General features: G+C 45.2%; 7 protein-coding genes. 6 read left to right on the top strand and 1 reads right to left on the bottom strand.

The window, feature by feature from the left end:
* The first annotated feature begins 154 nt into the window (after window positions 1-154).
* From FHS57_RS27270 to FHS57_RS27260, 3 genes are all read left to right on the top strand, one after another.
* Window positions 155-2,917 (top strand): M14 family metallopeptidase, encoded by a 2,763-nt coding sequence (locus FHS57_RS27270; RefSeq protein WP_183979288.1) that lies wholly within the window; start codon window positions 155-157, stop codon window positions 2,915-2,917.
* A 422-nt stretch (window positions 2,918-3,339) separates the two neighbouring features.
* Window positions 3,340-4,644 (top strand): cysteine dioxygenase, encoded by a 1,305-nt coding sequence (locus FHS57_RS27265; RefSeq protein WP_183979285.1) that lies wholly within the window; start codon window positions 3,340-3,342, stop codon window positions 4,642-4,644.
* A gap of 20 nt (window positions 4,645-4,664) precedes the next feature.
* Window positions 4,665-6,062: a hypothetical protein gene (locus FHS57_RS27260; protein ID WP_183979282.1), complete on the top strand. Its 1,398-nt coding sequence runs from the start codon at window positions 4,665-4,667 to the stop codon at window positions 6,060-6,062.
* Between the two features lie 45 nt (window positions 6,063-6,107).
* Here the strand turns inward: FHS57_RS27260 and FHS57_RS27255 are convergent, their stop codons facing one another.
* The gene (locus FHS57_RS27255) at window positions 6,108-7,943 is read right to left on the bottom strand and encodes a sensor histidine kinase (RefSeq protein WP_183979280.1); all 1,836 of its coding nucleotides are present in this window, start codon (window positions 7,941-7,943) and stop codon (window positions 6,108-6,110) included.
* A 462-nt stretch (window positions 7,944-8,405) separates the two neighbouring features.
* Here FHS57_RS27255 and FHS57_RS27250 point away from each other — a divergent pair, with 462 nt between their 5' ends.
* The 3 genes from FHS57_RS27250 to FHS57_RS27240 all read left to right on the top strand — a co-directional run bounded on the left by FHS57_RS27250 (window position 8,406) and on the right by FHS57_RS27240 (window position 18,481).
* Complete coding sequence (locus tag FHS57_RS27250; RefSeq protein WP_183979278.1) at window positions 8,406-16,064, top strand: DUF8696 domain-containing protein; 7,659 nt, start codon at window positions 8,406-8,408, stop codon at window positions 16,062-16,064.
* A gap of 207 nt (window positions 16,065-16,271) precedes the next feature.
* Window positions 16,272-17,957, top strand: a complete 1,686-nt coding sequence (locus FHS57_RS27245; protein ID WP_183979276.1) for a tetratricopeptide repeat protein — start codon at window positions 16,272-16,274, stop codon at window positions 17,955-17,957.
* 161 nt (window positions 17,958-18,118) lie between these two features.
* A complete protein-coding gene (locus tag FHS57_RS27240; protein ID WP_183979274.1) occupies window positions 18,119-18,481 on the top strand; it encodes a DUF4907 domain-containing protein in 363 nt (120 codons plus the stop codon).
* The last annotated feature ends 6 nt before the right edge of the window (window positions 18,482-18,487 follow it).

Here is an 18,487-nt window from a genome sequence, read left to right as displayed (position 1 = left end):
AACTGAAAACCCACAAATCGCTAAATAACGGGGATTTATCAACAAAACTCCCTGAAACGCCCCTCCAATCGTCCAGTTTTCTCATTTTCTTATTACTTTGTGGAGTGAATTGGGCGTTCTGCCCGTATTGACCACAAACAAACTAACTATCCAAATGAGAAAACTGTTACCGCTTCTACTCCTGGCGCTTGTATGTCATGTTGGGTGGGCGCAAATCCCGTCTCCCAAAGAGCATTTTGGCTTCAACATTGGCGACGATTACATGCTTGCCACCTACACCCAAACCGAGTCTTATTTTAAAAAATTGGCCACTTCTGACCGTGTTAAATTAGTAAACATTGGAAAAACAGAAGAAGGCCGCGATCAACCGATGTTGATTGTGACGTCGCCCGAAAACCATAAAAAACTGGCGCGTTTTCAAGAGATTTCGACTAAAATGGCTCGTGCTGAGGGGCTTACGGATGCCCAAGCGCGTGAGCTTGCCAATGAAGGTAAGGCCATTGTTTGGATTGACGGAGGGATTCACTCCAACGAAACGGTCGCTTGGATGCAGCTCATCGAAACGGCTTATCAGTTGGTTTCGCGTAAAGATGCAGAAGTGACTCGTATTCTTGACAATGTGGTTATTTTGATGACCCACATCAACCCCGACGGACAAGAATTGGTTGCTAATTGGTATATGCGTAACTCGACACCTGAGAAACGTTCGTTGGGACAATTGCCTCGCCTATATCAAAAATACGCAGGCCACGACAACAACCGCGATTTCTTCATGTTGCAGTTGAAAGAAACCCAAAACGTTGGTCGCCAATTGTTTGTTGACTGGATTCCGCAAATTATGTACAACCACCACCAACGTGGGCCTGCGGGGTCGGTGTTGGCGGGGCCTCCGTACCGCGATCCGTTCAACTACGTATTTCACCCGTTGATGATTACGGGAATTGATGCCTTAGGCGCGGCGATGATTAATCGCTTGATTGCCGAAGAAAAACCTGGTTTTACGCGTTTGGGTGGGTCGGTTTTCTCGACTTGGTACAACGGAGGCTTGCGTACAACGACGCACTTCCACAACCAAATTGGTTTGTTGACCGAAATCATCGGTGGCCCTACGCCCGAAACAGTGCCGTTGGTGCCTAACCGTTTGATTCCGAACGGAAATACGCCTTTCCCAGTAACGCCTCAAAAATGGTACTTCAAGCAGTCAATTGATTACTCGGTATCGTGTAATTATGCTGTGTTGGATTATGCCGCTCGTCACCACGACGAATTGTTGTATAATATATATGTAATGGGTAAAAACTCGATTGAGCGTGGTAGCAAAGATTATTGGACACTTTCTCCCAAAAAATCGGAAGCCATTGTAGAGGCCCAGAAAAACGACAAGACCGAAAAACCTGCCGCACCAGAAGCACCCGATCCATTCGGAATGCGTGGTGGAATCCCTGCCAAATACTACGACCAAGTGTTGAAAGACCCCAAAACGCGTGACGCGCGTGGTTACATTATTCCAGTAGTGCAAGCGGATGTGGCAACGGCGACTAAGTTTGTGAATGCCTTGATTCGCACAGGGATTCAAGTACACAAAGCAACTGCCGATTTTACGGTAGAAGGCAAAACGTACCCAGCAGGTTCGTTTGTGGTAAAAACCGCCCAGTCGTTCCGTCCGCACGTGTTGGATATGTTTGAACCGCAAGACCACCCGAACGACTTCCCTTATCCAGGTGGCCCTCCAACGCGTCCTTACGATGCCGCAGGTTGGACGTTGGCTTACCAAATGGGGGTGAAATTTGACCGTATCTTAAACGGTTTTGATGGGCCATTCCAAGCCATTCCTTACGGAGAGCTTCAGTCAGTAACGGGCAAAGTGGATGCCGCTGCCCCAGCAGGTTATACGTTGAGCAGCCAAGCCAACAACGTTTACATTGCGGTAAATGATTTATTGAGTGCAGGTATCCCAGTATTCCGTTTGCCACAAGGGGCAGGAAGCGCGGAAGCAGGTGCTTTTTATGTTCCAGCTTCGGCGAAAGTGAAACCATTGTTGGAAAAAGCAGCCAAAGAATTGGGTGTTGATGCCGTGGGAGTAGCTAAGAAACCTACGGGAACGTTGGTAAAAGTAGCTCCTTCGCGGATTGCTTTGTGGGATACTTACGGTGGTTCGATGCCTTCGGGTTGGGTACGTTTGTTGATGGAACAATACCGTTTTCCAATGCAAGTGATTTATTCTCAAGAAATAGACGCGGGCGAGTTGCGTAAAAAATTCGACGTCATTGTGTTTGTAACGCGCGCTATTCCTGCGCCACCAAGTGCAGGTCGTGAGAACGATCCTTTTGCGGCCTTTGCAGGAAGTGATCCAAAAGCGGAAGACATTCCAGCCGAATACCGTGCGTCATTGGGACGTATTACGGCCGATAAGTCGATTCCACAATTGAAGAAGTTTATGGAAGAAGGTGGGAAAATTGTGACCATCGGTACTAGTGCCAACTTGGCGTATCACTTAGGAGTACCCGTGCGTAATGCCCTTACCGAAATGACAAATGCAGGGGTAGAGCGCCCGTTGCCTGCCGAAAAATACTACATTCCAGGAAGTTTGTTGCGCGTAACGCTCGATTCGACGCAGGCCGCTACCTGGGGAATGGCCAACCAAGCCGACGTGTATTTTGACTCAAGCCCTGTGTTTAAACTAGCCCCTGCGGCGGTTGCCAAAGGCGAAGTAAAACCGTTGATTTGGTTTAGTGCCGACAAGCCACTCCGCTCAGGATGGGCGTGGGGACAAAGCTACCTGCGCGATGGCGTAGCTGCTTTTGAAGCACCAATTGGCTCAGGAAAACTCACCGTTTTTGGGCCAGAAATTACGTTCCGTGCGCAGTCACAAGGAACGTTTAAGTTGCTGTTTAACCAACTTTATACGACGAACTAAGTGCTAAAGCACAAGTTAACCGTTATTTGTTATTCGTTTAAAATCAACGAATTATATTAAAACAAATACCCTAAAACTTTTGCACTGCTACTTAATGTTTAGCTAGCTTCGTGCAAAACGCCAAGTTGCTTCGGTAGCTTGGCGTTTTTTGTGAAAAAATGACAGGAAATGTCCGAAAAGTAAAATTTTTCAACGGTAGAAACGTTGGCGAATGTACTTTTTTTTCTATCTTGCTTGCAAGTCTGAAATGCTTAAACCTCAACGTTAACGATTATGAAAAAAAGAACATCCATCTTCTTACATCACCGCTGTCAATAGCACTTTAAAGCGGTTTTTTCTCCTTTTTTCTATCCTTTCAGTACGTTTTCCGAACGTATAGTTTGGCTATTTCTGTCTATTTAATAATTAACACTCAACGCTTTATGTCTTACAGTAACTCGCAAAAGAATTTGCCACGGGCAATTAGCTTACTTCCTCCCGTTGAATTTGCTACCCAAGGGCTTGATCATGAAGAAAGTGGGGCAAAAACCTACGTTTTGCCAATTCACGGGCAAGGGGTATTCCTGTTTTCAGTCATTGAACCGTCTAACTTGGAGGGAGAAACTGTATCCATTTCCTTCTGGGATACTTTTTACAAAGATGGCCTTCGTTTTACCCTCGGAGTCGGTACTTTGGAACTGTCACGTATTTCGGAAGGGACGCCTTTAGCAACCGTCAATACGGGCTTGGTTCAGAACAAAAATGCGTTTTACTGGATAAGTCTTGATGCGCACCAACGCGCCATTAAGTTTGGGGTAGGGGAAGCGCGGTTAGAAACGATGTCGTTTCAATACGTTTTAGAAGGAAAAACGACCGACGAAAACCATGAATTGGTGCGCTTTTTGGAAAAACTTACCACGATAAAAACCCCTTCAGTTGATTCTTTCAAACCTATAAAATTGCTGCGCGACCCCATTGTGCAATCGTCGCCTTTGAGGGTGAAAAATACGGAAGAATTGACCATGGGCGATATTGCCAACAATTCGTTTTTGCCTAAATCAAACCTTTCGACCATTGCCCAAAAACTGTACGATAACGTGGCTGGAAAACGCTTTGTGCTTGATGATGAGTCGTTCCCGCAGTTTTCGCAAGCCATTGAGTACAGTATTGCCAATCCCAACGGTTGGTGCAATGCCACACTTATCAAAAAAAGCGGCGAGTTTGGTGAGAAGAATCTGAATAAAACCTATTTGCGCATTACCCTGGGAGTCAACAGTGGCGAGTCGCCTGGCGTACCTTACGTGATGGAAATTTGGCCTCCAGGGCATTATTCCCCCATTCATAACCACGCGGGAGCCAATGCTATTATTCGGGTGTTGCACGGGGCGATTTCGGTCAAACTTTTTCCATTTTTAGGAACCGACGATGAAGAAAGTGTCGCGGGTTTTGCGGTGGCTACGTTTTCCAAAGACGATATTACGTGGATTAGCCCCGAAATGAACCAAATCCACCAGCTCAAAAACCTTGATGGCAACGTCGAAACCTGTATTACGATTCAGTGCTACATGTACGATGCGGAGGACCAAACGCACTACGATTATTTCGACTACCTTGGCACAAAGGGGAATACCGAACATTACGAGCCCGATTCGGACGCGGATTTTGTTTGGTTCAAAGCCCAGATGAAAAGTGAATGGGAAGCCCATTTGAAGCAACAAGAAGAACAATTTCTCAAAAGCAATTTATAACCAAAACCCGTCTCAACCGTATGAATTCTCAACGATTTACGAACACCTTGGCCATGGCAGCCGTGGGTGGCTTGATGATGCTCGCCTGTAAAAGTGGCTCAGAGCAAACTACTTCTTCGGCTTCCGAAGCACTCGTTATCACGAGTTCAGCTGCGGGAAATTTCCCGAGCTATTGCCCCATTTTTCCCGTTCCAGCGGGCACCAAAGACACCTTTTCGCTCAGTCAGGCGTATCCTGACACGTTTGATGTGAACGCAGCGGAACCTTGGATGGAGGTGGATTTTCGTACCGATTATCAAAAATACATGAAAACCGTCCTCGCGTATGCGATGGAAGGCAATTTGGAGGTGGACTTTAACGTACAAAAAAATGCCGTTCGTCAGTGGTACAGCGCGCCTTGGATGCACGACGATGGCAAGCGGCCTGCCGAAAAAGGCCAAAACTCGGGTCGGGAGTGTTTGCACGGACTCACGCGCGAAATCACCATTCCTGTCGGAACGCTGGCGGCGGCTCAAACCGTGCCTTATCAGACTTACGCCATTGCATTTTATAACCAACCAGGAGGCTACACGATGGGTAAAGTGTGGAGAAATCCAGACAAACCAGCGGTAAAACAAAGTACATTCCCCGAAGGAACGGTGGCGTTCAAATTGCTTTTTACTGAAGCAGATACCACGCAAGTGCCTTATTTGGCGAATTCTAAAAAGTGGACAGCCAATATTTTTTATCCGTACAATGCCTACGCCGAGCGTGTCAATAAAGATGTACGTTTGTTGCAGCTCGATATCGCCATCAAAGACGAGCGCGCTACCGAAACTTCGGGCTGGGTGTATGGAACTTTCATTTATGACGCATCACAGTCGGGCTCGTCGTGGGTGGATCGCATGGTGCCCGTGGGACTTATGTGGGGTGATGATTCGGGCGATTCGACGATGTTGAATATTTCCAACAAATACAACCCTTCACTCAAGCAATCGGTCATCAACCAGAGCTTGTTGACGGTACCACCTGCGGGTTCTAACAAGGCGTACGTGACGCACCTTGGGATGGGCGGGCGCATGAACGGCCCCGTGGACAACCCGATTTCATCGTGCATTTCGTGCCACGCGCGGGCAGCTATCAGCGACGAAGGTGTACCTGCGAGCATTGCCAATTTTGGGGCTAAAAAATACACATATCAAGATTTTCAGACGTATTTTAGCACCATTCCATGCGGGGTAACGACGATTACTCAGAAAGATTCAAAAGGTACTGAAACAACCTTTACAACGGGCGATTATTCGTTTCAGTTGGTCAATGGTATCCGTAATTTTATGGCCCTTTTACCGCCACCTGCGGCTAAGCAAGGGATGCTTCGAGCGGCGAAACGCAAACCGATTCCAATGGTAAGCCGCGATGGTAGCGTCGATTTGGATTAGGTATTGGTAGTGTAAAATAGCCCTCTCCAAAGACCTTGGAGGGGGCTATTTTTTGAATTCAAGTCTAAACGTTGTCCCCTCGTTGGGTTTGCTCGTGACCACAATGTTGCCGCCATTGGCTTCCACCAATTCCTTCACAAGTACCAAACCGAGTCCTGTTCCTTTTTCACGGGCGGTTCCAACCTGAGAAGTTTGTTTACTTAATTGGAATAAACTTTTTACTTTCTCTGGTGACATTCCGATGCCTGAATCTTTTACTTCAATAAAGATGCTATTTTTTGTTGTATTGTAGTTTAGTTGGACATCACCATTAGGATGGCTGAATTTTAGTGAGTTATGAAGTAGATTTCGTATGATAATAATAAAGTGATTTTTATCAATAGAAATTTGATTTTCTAAAGATGTCAAATTATGTATATTAATATTTTTAGTTTTAAATGATTGAGCTAAAACTCTTGCCTCATCTTCAATGATAGAGTGAATGGAAATAAGTTCTTTCTTTGGAAAAAAACCACCGAGTTGCGAGACTGACCAGTGCAAAACATTTTCTAGCATGTCATACACCGTACCAAGCTGAAACGTAAGGCTTTGCGCTGATTCTTTAAATTCTTCTTGGCTCAATTCGCCCCAATTGACTAGCATCAAATAGTTTTTTAGTCCAATAATGGGTGAGCGTAAGTCATGAGAAAGAATGGCAAAAAGTTTGTCCTTGGTGGAATTGATGCTTTGAAGTTCTTTTTTTCTGGATTGTTCTTTGCGGTAAAAGTGGTAAATAGAGCCACTTAGCACTAATATTAACAAAGCAACGGCGGCTGCTAAATAGGTAAAAAGCTGTTGTTTCTCCACTTCCTTTTGTTTAATGGCCACATCACGTTCAGCTTCGGCTTGAATAACTTTTTTACCTGCATCGTCCGTAAGCCGCTCGATAACTTGCTGATTTTCGATGGCGTGAAATTTTTTATGACATTCGAGAGCAAGTGCGTACTGTTTTTTCTTTTCATATATTTCTGATAAAAGCTCAAAAGCCATCCCTTTTGCTGGCAAATTAAACCCAATCGTATCGCGAAGCGATGCCACTTCATTGGCATACTTGATGGCTAAGTTGGGGCGGTCATTTTTGAAATAGATGGAGGCGACAATTAGTTTTTCGTCTAAATCAAGGTTAGTTGCCGAGATTTTGTCCACTAAAGCCATTGTTTTGGCGTGATACAGGGCTTGTTCTTCTTTTTTATCGGGATGATTTTTTAGGGCATCTACCAAACTATTATAGGCAGTAATTTTGGTAAAAGGGTCGGCGTTGGTTCGTTCCATTAGTTTCACAAGCCGTCGATTTACAGCGACTTGTTCATTCCACCTTTTGTCGTTTTCGAGGTTTTGTGAAAGAGAAATGAAAGGGCCATCTACGGGATCAGGGGCTTTTTCAAGGTATTTAATCGCCGTGTACATAATTTTATACATTTCGGCGCGATTGTTCTGGTGGTGATGGATGATTCCCATGGCGTAATAGACCCAGCCAATAAATAGGTTATTTTGGGCGTTTTCGGCCTCTATCAACGCTTTTTGCAACCACTTAAAGGCTGTTGACTCATCAACTTTGCCGTACAGATAGGTAAGTGCAGTGTAATGAACGGCTTTGAAGCGATTTACTTTGTCGTTGTGCTTTTTTGCCAATTGGTAGCCTTCGTGGTAAAGTGGTAGCAACTCATCTGCTCTATCGGTATATTTTGTAGGCTTTTGGGAAAACAAAATACGCAATTTCGCGGTGTCTGAGTTTGCTTGTTTGAAGGCGGCGGCGAGTTCATCAAAGCTCGGAGAGGTTTGGGAGAAAACGCACAAGTTGAAACAGAAAAAGACAAAAAATAGAAGTCCAGTTTTTTTCATGAACGCTTTGGTGGATAGTAATTAACAAATATAACACAAGACAAGCACTTCTTTAAAAGACATTCGGTATTTCATTTAGTGGGCAAAAGATAGTAGTTGTTATTTGGGCTTGTTTTGCTTGTTAATTGTACTGATAGACAGGGGTTTTTGGTATTTATTTGAAGTGTTTTTCTCCATAAATCACGGTAGATAAATAACAGATATAATTCTATAAAGTAGAATATCAAGTTGTGAAAAATAAGGGTTAACCCTTATATCTTTTGGTTTTTTTTTGCTATTTATTTGTAGCTTCAAATTTAATGCAAAACAATTATGAAGCTCGTTTACCCAATCTTCTTAACTCATCAAGTTTTTAGACCTGCTTTGGGCGTGGTCTTTACCCCTCCTTGGTCATATGCACAACTGAATAACTCACCAATGACACCTATTCAGGAAGAAATTTAATCTTACTATTTACTACGTATGAAAAATTTTATTTACGCGCTATTCCTAGCGGCGTGCTGCTACGCTATTGACCTTAAAGCTCAAAGTGATGGGGCAAAAAAACTCACTAAATCATTTACTTTTTCAGGTTCGGTACACGCTATTGTAAATGGTGTGTATGAATTGAATGGGGTAAATAAACTTGGTCAGCCTCGCTATACGCATACCTCAGGCGATTATGAGGTGAACTACGACGGTAAAGGAACGTGGTGGCTCAATACCGATAAAAACCTGTCGGGAGGGCCTAAATACTACCGTGCTCCAGGCAATGAGCAAGGTCCGCCGAGCACAGGTTGGGTGGACAATGAAGGCCATTCGACGCAGGTGAATTTTGCGGCAAGCCCTCAAAATGTGGCCTACGAAGCCGCCCTCCTTGCCGAAAAAAATGCCCGCAAGGCAGTTGTAACGTATGCTCCAAGAGAAGGTTCTGACGACGTTGACCCCAATCAGGTCATCAAGGTAGCACACGTTCCTGCCACGCAGGTTTTAAACAGGGATATGCCCGCTGCCGCAAAGCAGTTGAAAGCGGCCAGAGCAGCAAATACCACGTTTTACATTTATAACCTACGCATAGGCTGGTATCGGATCAATGACGACGGTGGTGGCTGTAACTTTTCAGGGGAAAATCCTGACCCACGCTACAAAGTAAGCACTAGCAATGGTTTGTCGTTTTCGCAGACTGTTAATGTCGGTGATGACAAACCCTGCGGATGGCAACGGATGGTTAGTGATGGCCGATACATGCAATCAGGCAACTTTTCAACGACCTCGGCAGCTTCCCCTTTTAAGTTTGACATGAACATAAATGCTTGGGAAGAAGACGGCTGTGGTGGCGATAATGACTACAACGACGATTGCTTCACCAATGATGATGATCACCCAGCTTCTACTTCCACTACGGTGACGATTGACCCCTCTAAAATGAATTTGGGGTATAATTATTTGGATATTGAATGGTCAGGCAGTGGTGCACGGTACGGTTTGAGTTTGGAATGGGAGTTGTTAGCCACCCCCAAAATTGTGACACTTTATTCGGATGCGAACCTTTCGGGACGGACGCAGCACATTGGCGAGGGCGATTTTAACTTCGCTTCACTGGCTACTGGCGTTGGTAACGACAACGTTAGCTCTATGGAGATTGCTCCAGGTTACAAGGCGCTTCTCTATAACAATAGCGATTTTGCAGGCTACCCGATTGACTTTAGAGGTACTGTCAACTTTGTAGAAGGCCCCAACGACCGTGCTTCTTCTATCCGAATTGTACCTGATGATAATTTGCCAGGCAATAACAAAACGCTACTCATTTACTACAATGGTTCGGGGAAATCCCTAGAATTTCAGTTGCAACGCTTTGCTACCAAAGTGAATGCCGATCAGATGGTTTTCATCAAAGGGGTAGGCGGAGACAACAAAGATTATACTTCCTACAACCAAGACAACTTGAGGTACCAAGAAGGAGAGGATGTGAATCAGTATGATGGCTATGATGCCTTCAATCCGTTTCCTACTACCTTTTACTCCCGTGCAAAAGTGTTTAAAAATGACAACTACGGGGGCGGTATGTATCGCTATTTCTTTGGGGTAGATATGGACTACGATGGTAGCGTATCGGCTGGGTATGAAGATGAAGATTCCTACACGGCTGCTGCCAACGTGATGCGCGTGCTTCGACGCTATAATTTGAAAGGCTACAATCGTATTGTAATTTCAGGCCATAGCCGTGGGTCTGCCGTAGGTATTTCCTCCTTTTTGTACGGAATAAAAAAAGCCTTAGAAAGTGACCCTAAATTTTCTGAATTTAATGGCGTACTCAACACGGTGTTAGGCAGCGCGGCTACCATCAACGTAGTTGCGCTAGACCCAGTAGCAGGAGCTGATACCCCTGGTTTGCGAAATAATTACCACATGGGTGATACTTGGAGAGCCAGAGAAATTTATCAGTGGTTAAAGGGACGTTTTTCTAATATCAATTTTTCTGAACTTTATGCCAATGGTGGTCGAATGTTGGAAGCGGATGAATTATTGGGGGTAGGTAGTCTTTTGCCAGGTCAAACTTTTGACCCATCTCCCAACTACTTGCACGTTGAACCAAGCAATGGAGTCCAACGTTACTGGCTCGGTTATCGCCACAGCTCAATGGTCAATAAAGAAGAAAAATGGTCAGAACTCTATGATGCAGCAGGAATTCCTCGCCCTTGGTTGCATACCGCAGATATGCTCAATGCGGCTTTTTATGACCAGTCGTTGTTCCGTAATCATACGCATTGGTACACTATTTTTCGCAACAGCGACCAATTAGCGTGGTTGAAGGCCTTAGAATTATATGGTTGTACCGATTCGCCTAGTGCTCAAGCGGGCATAAACCCGCTTGCGGTTCCAGACGCTGATTTAGAGTTTAAGCATTATCATGGTACACGTCACAAAACCTTTGATAACTCGGACCAGTCGCCCGTCAACATGGATGATTTTGTGGGCAACAATAACATTAAGTTTCATTGTTCTGACGAGTCGCAGCTTCCAACCGCAGAGGAAACCCATACGTCTAGCAACTCCCACACCGATAGCGACGGATGGACTCACTACTGTAGTTGTAATGGTAAACGTTTGTTATCGTTGAAATTAGGTGGTACGGGGGCTAGCGTTCCAGACAACGCCGTGTCGTTGAAAGAGTCGTCAAGTAACTATTTTGTCAACAAAGGGCAAGGGTTTATTACGAATCCGAACGGTGCCGTCATTATGTCACGTAGCTGGAATGTAAACCCAACTTCACAGCCCAACGGTAACGTAGGCGTGCGGTATTACTTCCGACAACGCGATTATGATAACATAAACACGCACTTAACTATTTTGAAAAACCTGCCTGCGTTGACGGGACTTAACCGATTGTTTTTTTACCACGCAACAAGCGGGGCAGCTCATGCACGGGTAGCGGACATTCCAACGGCTAGTATTGTGAAAAATGGTTCGCCAGCTTCTACCAGCAGTTGGGTGCTTGGAAATACCTTACGCGGCGATTATTACGCTGAGTACCAAGCTACCTCCTTATTGGGAGGAAGTGGAGGTGGAGAAAAATGTGCCACTCCAGCCATGGTGACAATCACCGAAAATTCGGGTACTGCCAACGACGGTACCATTTGTGAAGGCACTAGCGCAATCTTAACAGCCACTGGAGGAACGGCGTATTCGTGGAGTACAGGCCAAAATTCAGCAGCTATCAATGTAGCCGCAGGAGGTACATATACCGTGACGGTGTCAAATGATCAGGGTTGTTCGGCTGAAGCGTCGGCCACGATTACCGTTACTCCTGCTTCAGTGGGTGGTACAATCACGGGCGCACAGTCAGTTTGTACAGGTACAAATTCAACAACGCTAACGTTGTCAAATCAGGTGGGAACGATCCAAAAATGGCAGTCGTCGTTGACTTCTGATTTTGCTAGTCCTACAGACATTACCAATACAACGACTAGCCTAACCGCAACCAACTTAACCCAAACGACCTATTATCGGGCGGTAGTACAAAGCGGAATGTGTAATGCCGCATTTTCTGCCACTGGTACCATCACGGTCAACCCTGTTACGGTAGGAGGTAGTGTTTCAGGTTCGGCTACGGTTTGTACGGGTACGAATTCGACCACATTGACGTTGGCAAATAAAGTAGGTGACGTTCAAAAATGGCAGTCGTCGTTGACTTCTGATTTTGCGAATCCTACGGACATTAGCAATACAACGACCAGCTTAACGGCGAGCAACTTAACGCAAACGACTTATTATCGGGCAGTGGTAAAAAGCGGGGTATGTGAAGCCGCGTTTTCTTCGACGGCAACCGTGACAGTTGACCCTGCCAACGTGGGTGGTAGCCTTGCGGGCTCGGCTACGGTTTGTTCGGGGACAAATTCGACGGCATTGACGTTGTCAAACCAAGTGGGAACTATTCAAAAATGGCAGTCATCGTTGACTTCTGATTTTGCTACTCCTGTTGATATTACGAACACAACTACCAGTCTCACTGCGACTAACTTAACGCAAACGACTTATTATCGGGTAGTGGTAAAAAGTGGCGTATGTGACGCCGCTAATTCTGCCACAGCGACCGTGACGGTGAATCCTGTTTCGGTGGGTGGTAGTATTGCAGGCGCAGCAGTTTGCTCAGGAACAAACTCGACGACATTGAGTTTGACAGACAAAGTGGGTGATGTTCAAAAATGGCAGTCGTCGTTGACTTCTGATTTTGCCACACCTGTTGACATTGCCAATACAACGACGAGCTTAACCGTAACAAACTTAACGCAAACGACGTATTATCGTGCAGTGGTAAAAAGTGGAGTATGTGATGCGGTTAACTCAGCGACAGCTACCGTAGCGGTAAGTCCTGTGACGGTGGGTGGTAGCCTTGCAGGTTCGGCCACGGTATGTTCAGGGACAAACTCGACTACATTGACGTTGTCAGGTAAAGTAGGTGATGTTCAAAAATGGCAGTCGTCATTGACTTCCGATTTTGCTAACCCTACGGACATTGCCAATACAACGACCAGCTTAACGGCGAGCAACTTAACCCAAACAACCTATTATCGGGCAATCGTGAAGAGTGGCGTATGTGAAGCGGTGAACTCAGCGACGGCTACGGTAACGGTAAGTCCTGTGACGGTAGGTGGAAGCATTGGTGGTTCGGCTACGGTTTGTTCTGGAACAAACTCGACGACATTGACCTTATTAGACAAAGTAGGCGACGTTCAGAAATGGCAATCTTCATTGACGGCTGATTTTGCTACTCCTACTGATATTGTGAATACAACAACAAGCTTCGTCGCGACAAACCTAACGCAAACGATGTATTATCGTGCCGTGGTAAAAAGTGGCGTATGTGATGCCGTTAATTCGGCGACAGCAACAGTAACGGTGAATCCTGTTACGGTAGGTGGTAGCATTGGTGGTTCGGCTACGGTTTGTACAGGGACGAACTCGACCACATTGACGTTGTCAGGTAAAGTAGGTGATGTTCAAAAATGGCAGTCGTCATTGACTTCCGATTTTGCTAACCCTACTGACATTGCCAATACAATGACCAGCTTAACGGCGAGCAACTTAACGCAAACGACCCATTATCGGGCAATCGTGAAAAGTGGCGTATGTGAAGCCGCGTTTTCTTCAACCGCAACCGTGACGGTTGACCCTGTCAACGTGGGCGGTAGCATTGCAGGTTCAACTACAGTTTGTGCGGTGACAAATTCAACAGCATTGACATTGTCAGGTAAAGTAGGCGATGTTCAAAAATGGCAGTCGTCATTGACTTCTGACTTTGCGAATCCTGTTGATATTGCCAACACGACAACCAGTTTCACGGCTACGAATCTAACTCAAATGACCTATTATCGGGCCATGGTAAAAAGTGGCGTATGCGAAGCCGTGTTTTCTTCGGTGGCAACGGTAACAGTGGATCCCGTTTCGGTAGGAGGTAGCATTGCAGGTTCTACGGCTGTTTGTACGGGTACCAACAGCACGGTATTGACGTTGTCAGGCCAAGTGGGAACAATTCAAAAATGGCAATCGTCTTCAAATGCCGACTTTAACGGTGTGATTGATATTGCGAACACAACGAATCAGTTGATCGCTACTAATTTAACCCAAACGACGTATTACCGTGCAGTAACGAAAAGCGGTGTATGTTCGCAGGCAAATTCGACCACGGCGGCAGTTCTGATTCATGTCAAACCAACGGTTACATTATCAACCCTCCAACAAACCTTAAACGAAGGTAATAACCGTGAACTTTGTGATACAGATGCAAATCCTGTTAATAGTTTACAGTTTAGCGTTACGGGGGCGTGTGTTGCTGGTTTGCCTGTTTGGCGCAGTCAAGTTGGAAATGGCGCATGGAGCGACTGGTCAGCCAATGCCCCAGTTTCCCAGTTGTCCAATAACCAACCCCACCGTTACCAAGCTGCTTGCGACGTTAGTTGTCTAATGACGTACACCAGTCCAATTGAAGTGAAAATCAACTACCGCGCTTCTACTCCACAGAATGTGTCGTTGGTGGCTGATGGGACAACGGTGAACGTTGGAGAAACCAAAGAAGTTTGTAACATCGAAGGCAATGCCCTCATGTTCAAGGCGACTTGTGCTGAAGGAGAAATGCTTCTTTATTCGGTGGACGGTGGAGATTACAGCAGTATTCTTCCTGTACAACAAGTGGATGGTCAGTACCACAATTACCGCGTACGTTGCCGCAAATCAGACGGAACCGCGTCGTGTGTTGAGAGCGAGTCGGGCGTAATGCGCTTGCGAATTACAAACTTATCACAAGTTCCTGTGGCAAGTTTGAACGTCACCAATGGCTGTGGTACGGCAGTAGCTTTCAGTGGAACAACAAACTGTGGCAATTTGACGACAGTCTGGTACAACGCCACTACCGATGCCGTGCTATCAACTTTACCAAGTCAAACACCAAGTGAAACGACGTCGTATTATGCGCGTTGCCAAGCTGCAGGTGGCTGTTTGAGTGAAAAAAGTAACGTAGTGACGTTTACAATTGTACCTGTCAATGTAGCGCCTGTGGTCAACGTGAGTTCGGAGCTTGTATGTACGGGAACAGAGGTGACAGTTTCGACAACCTGCCCAGTGGGTACAACCGCTTTGTGGAATACGGGCGTGACGGAGAGTAGTTTTAAAGTGTCATTTATCAATATAACCAAACAAGGTTATTCGGTACGCTGTGTGTCGCCAAATGGTTGCCAAAGCGCGGTGAGCTCGGTCAAAGAGGTAAGCTGGAAGTCGTTTGAGTTGACCTTGATAAACATCGGTGAAAGTAAATCAGCGGTAAAAGCCAACGAACGTTCAGCTTGGGCAAACCAATTTATTACCAGAGACGGCGGCCCTGAGTTGGAGCAAAGCACGCAGCAAAATCCGACCTTGTATTACGTAGAAAATGCCAACAAAATGGCACCTCGTTATTGGACGATTAACGTAGAGACGTGCGGGTTAGGATCAAACGGGTCGATGACGTTTGACATGTTGGCGACACCTGAGACGGGCTTAATCCGCTCTTTCAACACCCACGAAAACAATGCGCCTTACTTCATGTACGCCAACCGCGAAGGCTGGACGGAATTGTACGGTCAGAATCACCCTGCGTATGGTTTTTACCAAGACAATGGTGCAGGTGCTAACGTATATGATGCAGGGTTACCGAAAGGCTTGTACAAATTGGGTATTCGTTATTGGGATATGAAAGGCTGGGGTAGTATCTATCCATCGACGCGTAAACCCCAAGGCAACGTCTTGGCCTACCAAGAATATTGGTTCAGAATCCAGTCGAAAGACGGAATTGGTGTGGGCGCAGCGCGTGCAGCGGATAACGGGGAGCAGTCAGCAGTTAGCAAAGAGCAAGGGGATTTTGCAATTGTCATGCCCAACCCCGTCACCAGTATCCTTCGCTTGAAAGTGCAAGAGAGCAAAGGGCAAGTAGTGCAGACTACATTGACTGATGCCTCAGGACGGGCAATTTTACGCCGTCAATTTGTACCTGAAACCAACACGCACCAAGAAGAGTTTGGGGTGAGTGAATTGCCGACGGGTATGTATTTCTTGCAAGTAGTAACGCCTGACAAACAAGCGACGTTGAAAGTAGTGAAAGTGCATTAAGCTAACACTAATTTTAACCCAAAATAGAAACGGGGGTAAGAGAGAACAAGGGTTCGCTTTTATCCCCGTTTGGTATTTTAAAAGAGAAAAATAGTCCTAAAAGTGTTTTTTTTAGGACTATACAAAAAGTGGACTAGATTTTTATGGATAATTAGTGCTCACTTATCGTGTGTGTGCTATTTTTGAAATTCCATAACCCAAAATAGTATGTTATATAGAATCTTGCTTGTGATTGCACTTTATTGGATTGCTGGAGGAGGTGTGATGAAATTGCATGGCCAAGAAGTTTTTTCTGCAAGCGAGAAGCGTGTACGCTATTTGATTGACTTTTCGTTTCAATTTGGTGCCGATGCCCAAGTAAGCCGCTATAAGTCAGAATTGGATAGCATCCAAAAAGTGGCAAAAGACGAACGAGACGAACGGTCTTTGGCTTATCTTGATTTCCTTAAATTGCGTTTAAGTGAAGAAATTGCCCCAACCAAGGAAGAAAAAAATGGCTATACCAAGAAACTAGAAAAAATTACCCAAACTACGCCTTACGATGATTTGAAAGCTTACTCGTTTTTTTGGCGGGGATGGGTGGCTTTTAACAAGAAAGATTACACCACGGGACTTCCACTGTTGTTTAAAGCTCGAAAGCTGTTAGAAGAAACCTATTTTGGTAAATTTCCGCACAGCATTTACTACTACATTGGTTTTTTTGCCATTTACTATTTCTTTGAAGACTACAAAATGGCGGCGTTACATTGCCAAATTGCACTTAAAGAACCCCCTAATGCGGTGTTTTCGCCCATGGGTATTTACAATAACTTGGGGCTTTGTTACCTTAAAATGAAGCAATACGAGAAAGCCGAAAAGGCATTTAGAGAGGGTGTTGTGGCGGCCAAAGTCGAAAAAAACAGCAATTACGAAGTACTGATTCGGGGGAACTTGGGCAATTTGCTGCGCATGATGGGCAAGTACAAAGAGGCGCTTCCGTACCTGTACGAAGAAGCCAAAGTAAACGAAAAAGCCATACCAGAAAATGCAGCCATCAGTCGCTTATACATTGCCAATGCCCTCCTTATGCTTGATTCGGTGGATAAAGCCAAGCCATACATTGCTCCTGCTGCGGTAGTTATGCCGTACTGGACGTATCCTACTTATGATTTGATTCGATTTGAAACGCTGGCTTTGTACCATGCCAAGATGAAAAACTTTAGCTTGGCCAATACGTTTAAAGATTCCTTGTTGGCTCTCAAAGACACGCTGAAGGTGAAGCTGGATTATAAAAAAGTGGTGGTGTTGGAAAGTAGTTTGCAAGCCGAAAAATACATCAACGAGCGGAGGGCTTTACAAGTAGAAGTAACCAACGAACGTATGCTTCGCAATGTGATTATTTTTGGGCTTATTGTGGTGTTTTTGGGCGTGGTGTATTGGCTCAACGAACGTCAAAAACAAGAAAAACGCCTTCAAACGGAAAAACGCCAGCGAGCAGAAGAAATGCTTGACCACGCCAATCGGCAACTGGAGCAATATTTGGTCAATATTAAGGAAAAAAATGAGCTCATTGAAACGATTTCGACGCAGTTAGAAAGAAATAATCAACGTCCAGAAATGAATTTTGAGGTGGAGAAAACCCTTGAAAACCTTCAACAAAGTGTACTACTTACCGAAGACGATTGGCAAAACTTCAAGGCACTTTATGAACAAGTGTTTCCTTATTTCTTTCTTGATTTAAATAAAAAATATCCTGATTTAACGGCGGCAGAAGTACGGTTGTGTGCCTTAGATAAGCTCAACCTTACTGATAAAGTAAAGGGAACCATGCTGGGCATTTCGGCTGATTCTGTCAAAAAAACGCGTTATCGACTTCGAAAAAAATACCCTTCAATGATGGAGGAAATTGCCTAAAAGGCGGTTTGGGTAGTAAGTATATTGTTGTAAAATAGGTGGTTATAAATTGTCCACCTGTTTGTCCACCCGTGAAAATGGTATATGCTGAGTGAGGGTAGCTACTTTGTAGTAATTACCTTAACTCATTCTCTCCATTAGTACCATTTTCTTTTCTAAAAATGAACATTAAAGTACTTGTCCTGCTGATTTGCTTCGGTGGCATCATGGTTTGCTCGTATGGGCAGGCACCGCAAAGTTCGGCTGCTCAGCAGCCTGCTTTTCCCGCAGCCAATAACTATGTGAATGCCAACATTACTTCTAAAATTATTCCCTCAGAAGGTAATACCTGGGGCTACGACATTTACGTAGAGGGGAAGCGTTTTATTCACCAACTTTCCAAGCCTGGCTTGCCAGGGAATAGTGGCTTTGCAACCAAAGCGCAGGCTCAAAAAGTGGCGGATATTATCATTCAAAAATTAAAAAAAGGCCAGATGCCACCCAGCGTAAGCGTGGAAGAAATGAAACAAGTAAAAGCCCTTTAATCCCTG

Source organism: Runella defluvii (genome assembly GCF_014195535.1).
Classification (GTDB): domain Bacteria; phylum Bacteroidota; class Bacteroidia; order Cytophagales; family Spirosomataceae; genus Runella; species Runella defluvii.
Note: the sequence above shows the minus strand (reverse complement) of the source record. Positions and strands in the feature narration are given on the sequence as shown.

What these genes read in the sequence shown, in the direction of transcription:
- FHS57_RS27255 (WP_183979280.1), bottom strand. Translation starts at nt 7,943, where the DNA reads ATGAAAAAAACTGGACTTCTATTTTTTGTCTTTTTCTGTTTCAACTTG.
- FHS57_RS27265 (WP_183979285.1), top strand. Translation starts at nt 3,340, where the DNA reads ATGTCTTACAGTAACTCGCAAAAGAATTTGCCACGGGCAATTAGCTTA.
- FHS57_RS27240 (WP_183979274.1), top strand. Translation starts at nt 18,119, where the DNA reads ATGAACATTAAAGTACTTGTCCTGCTGATTTGCTTCGGTGGCATCATG.
- FHS57_RS27260 (WP_183979282.1), top strand. Translation starts at nt 4,665, where the DNA reads ATGAATTCTCAACGATTTACGAACACCTTGGCCATGGCAGCCGTGGGT.
- FHS57_RS27270 (WP_183979288.1), top strand. Translation starts at nt 155, where the DNA reads ATGAGAAAACTGTTACCGCTTCTACTCCTGGCGCTTGTATGTCATGTT.
- FHS57_RS27250 (WP_183979278.1), top strand. Translation starts at nt 8,406, where the DNA reads ATGAAAAATTTTATTTACGCGCTATTCCTAGCGGCGTGCTGCTACGCT.
- FHS57_RS27245 (WP_183979276.1), top strand. Translation starts at nt 16,272, where the DNA reads ATGTTATATAGAATCTTGCTTGTGATTGCACTTTATTGGATTGCTGGA.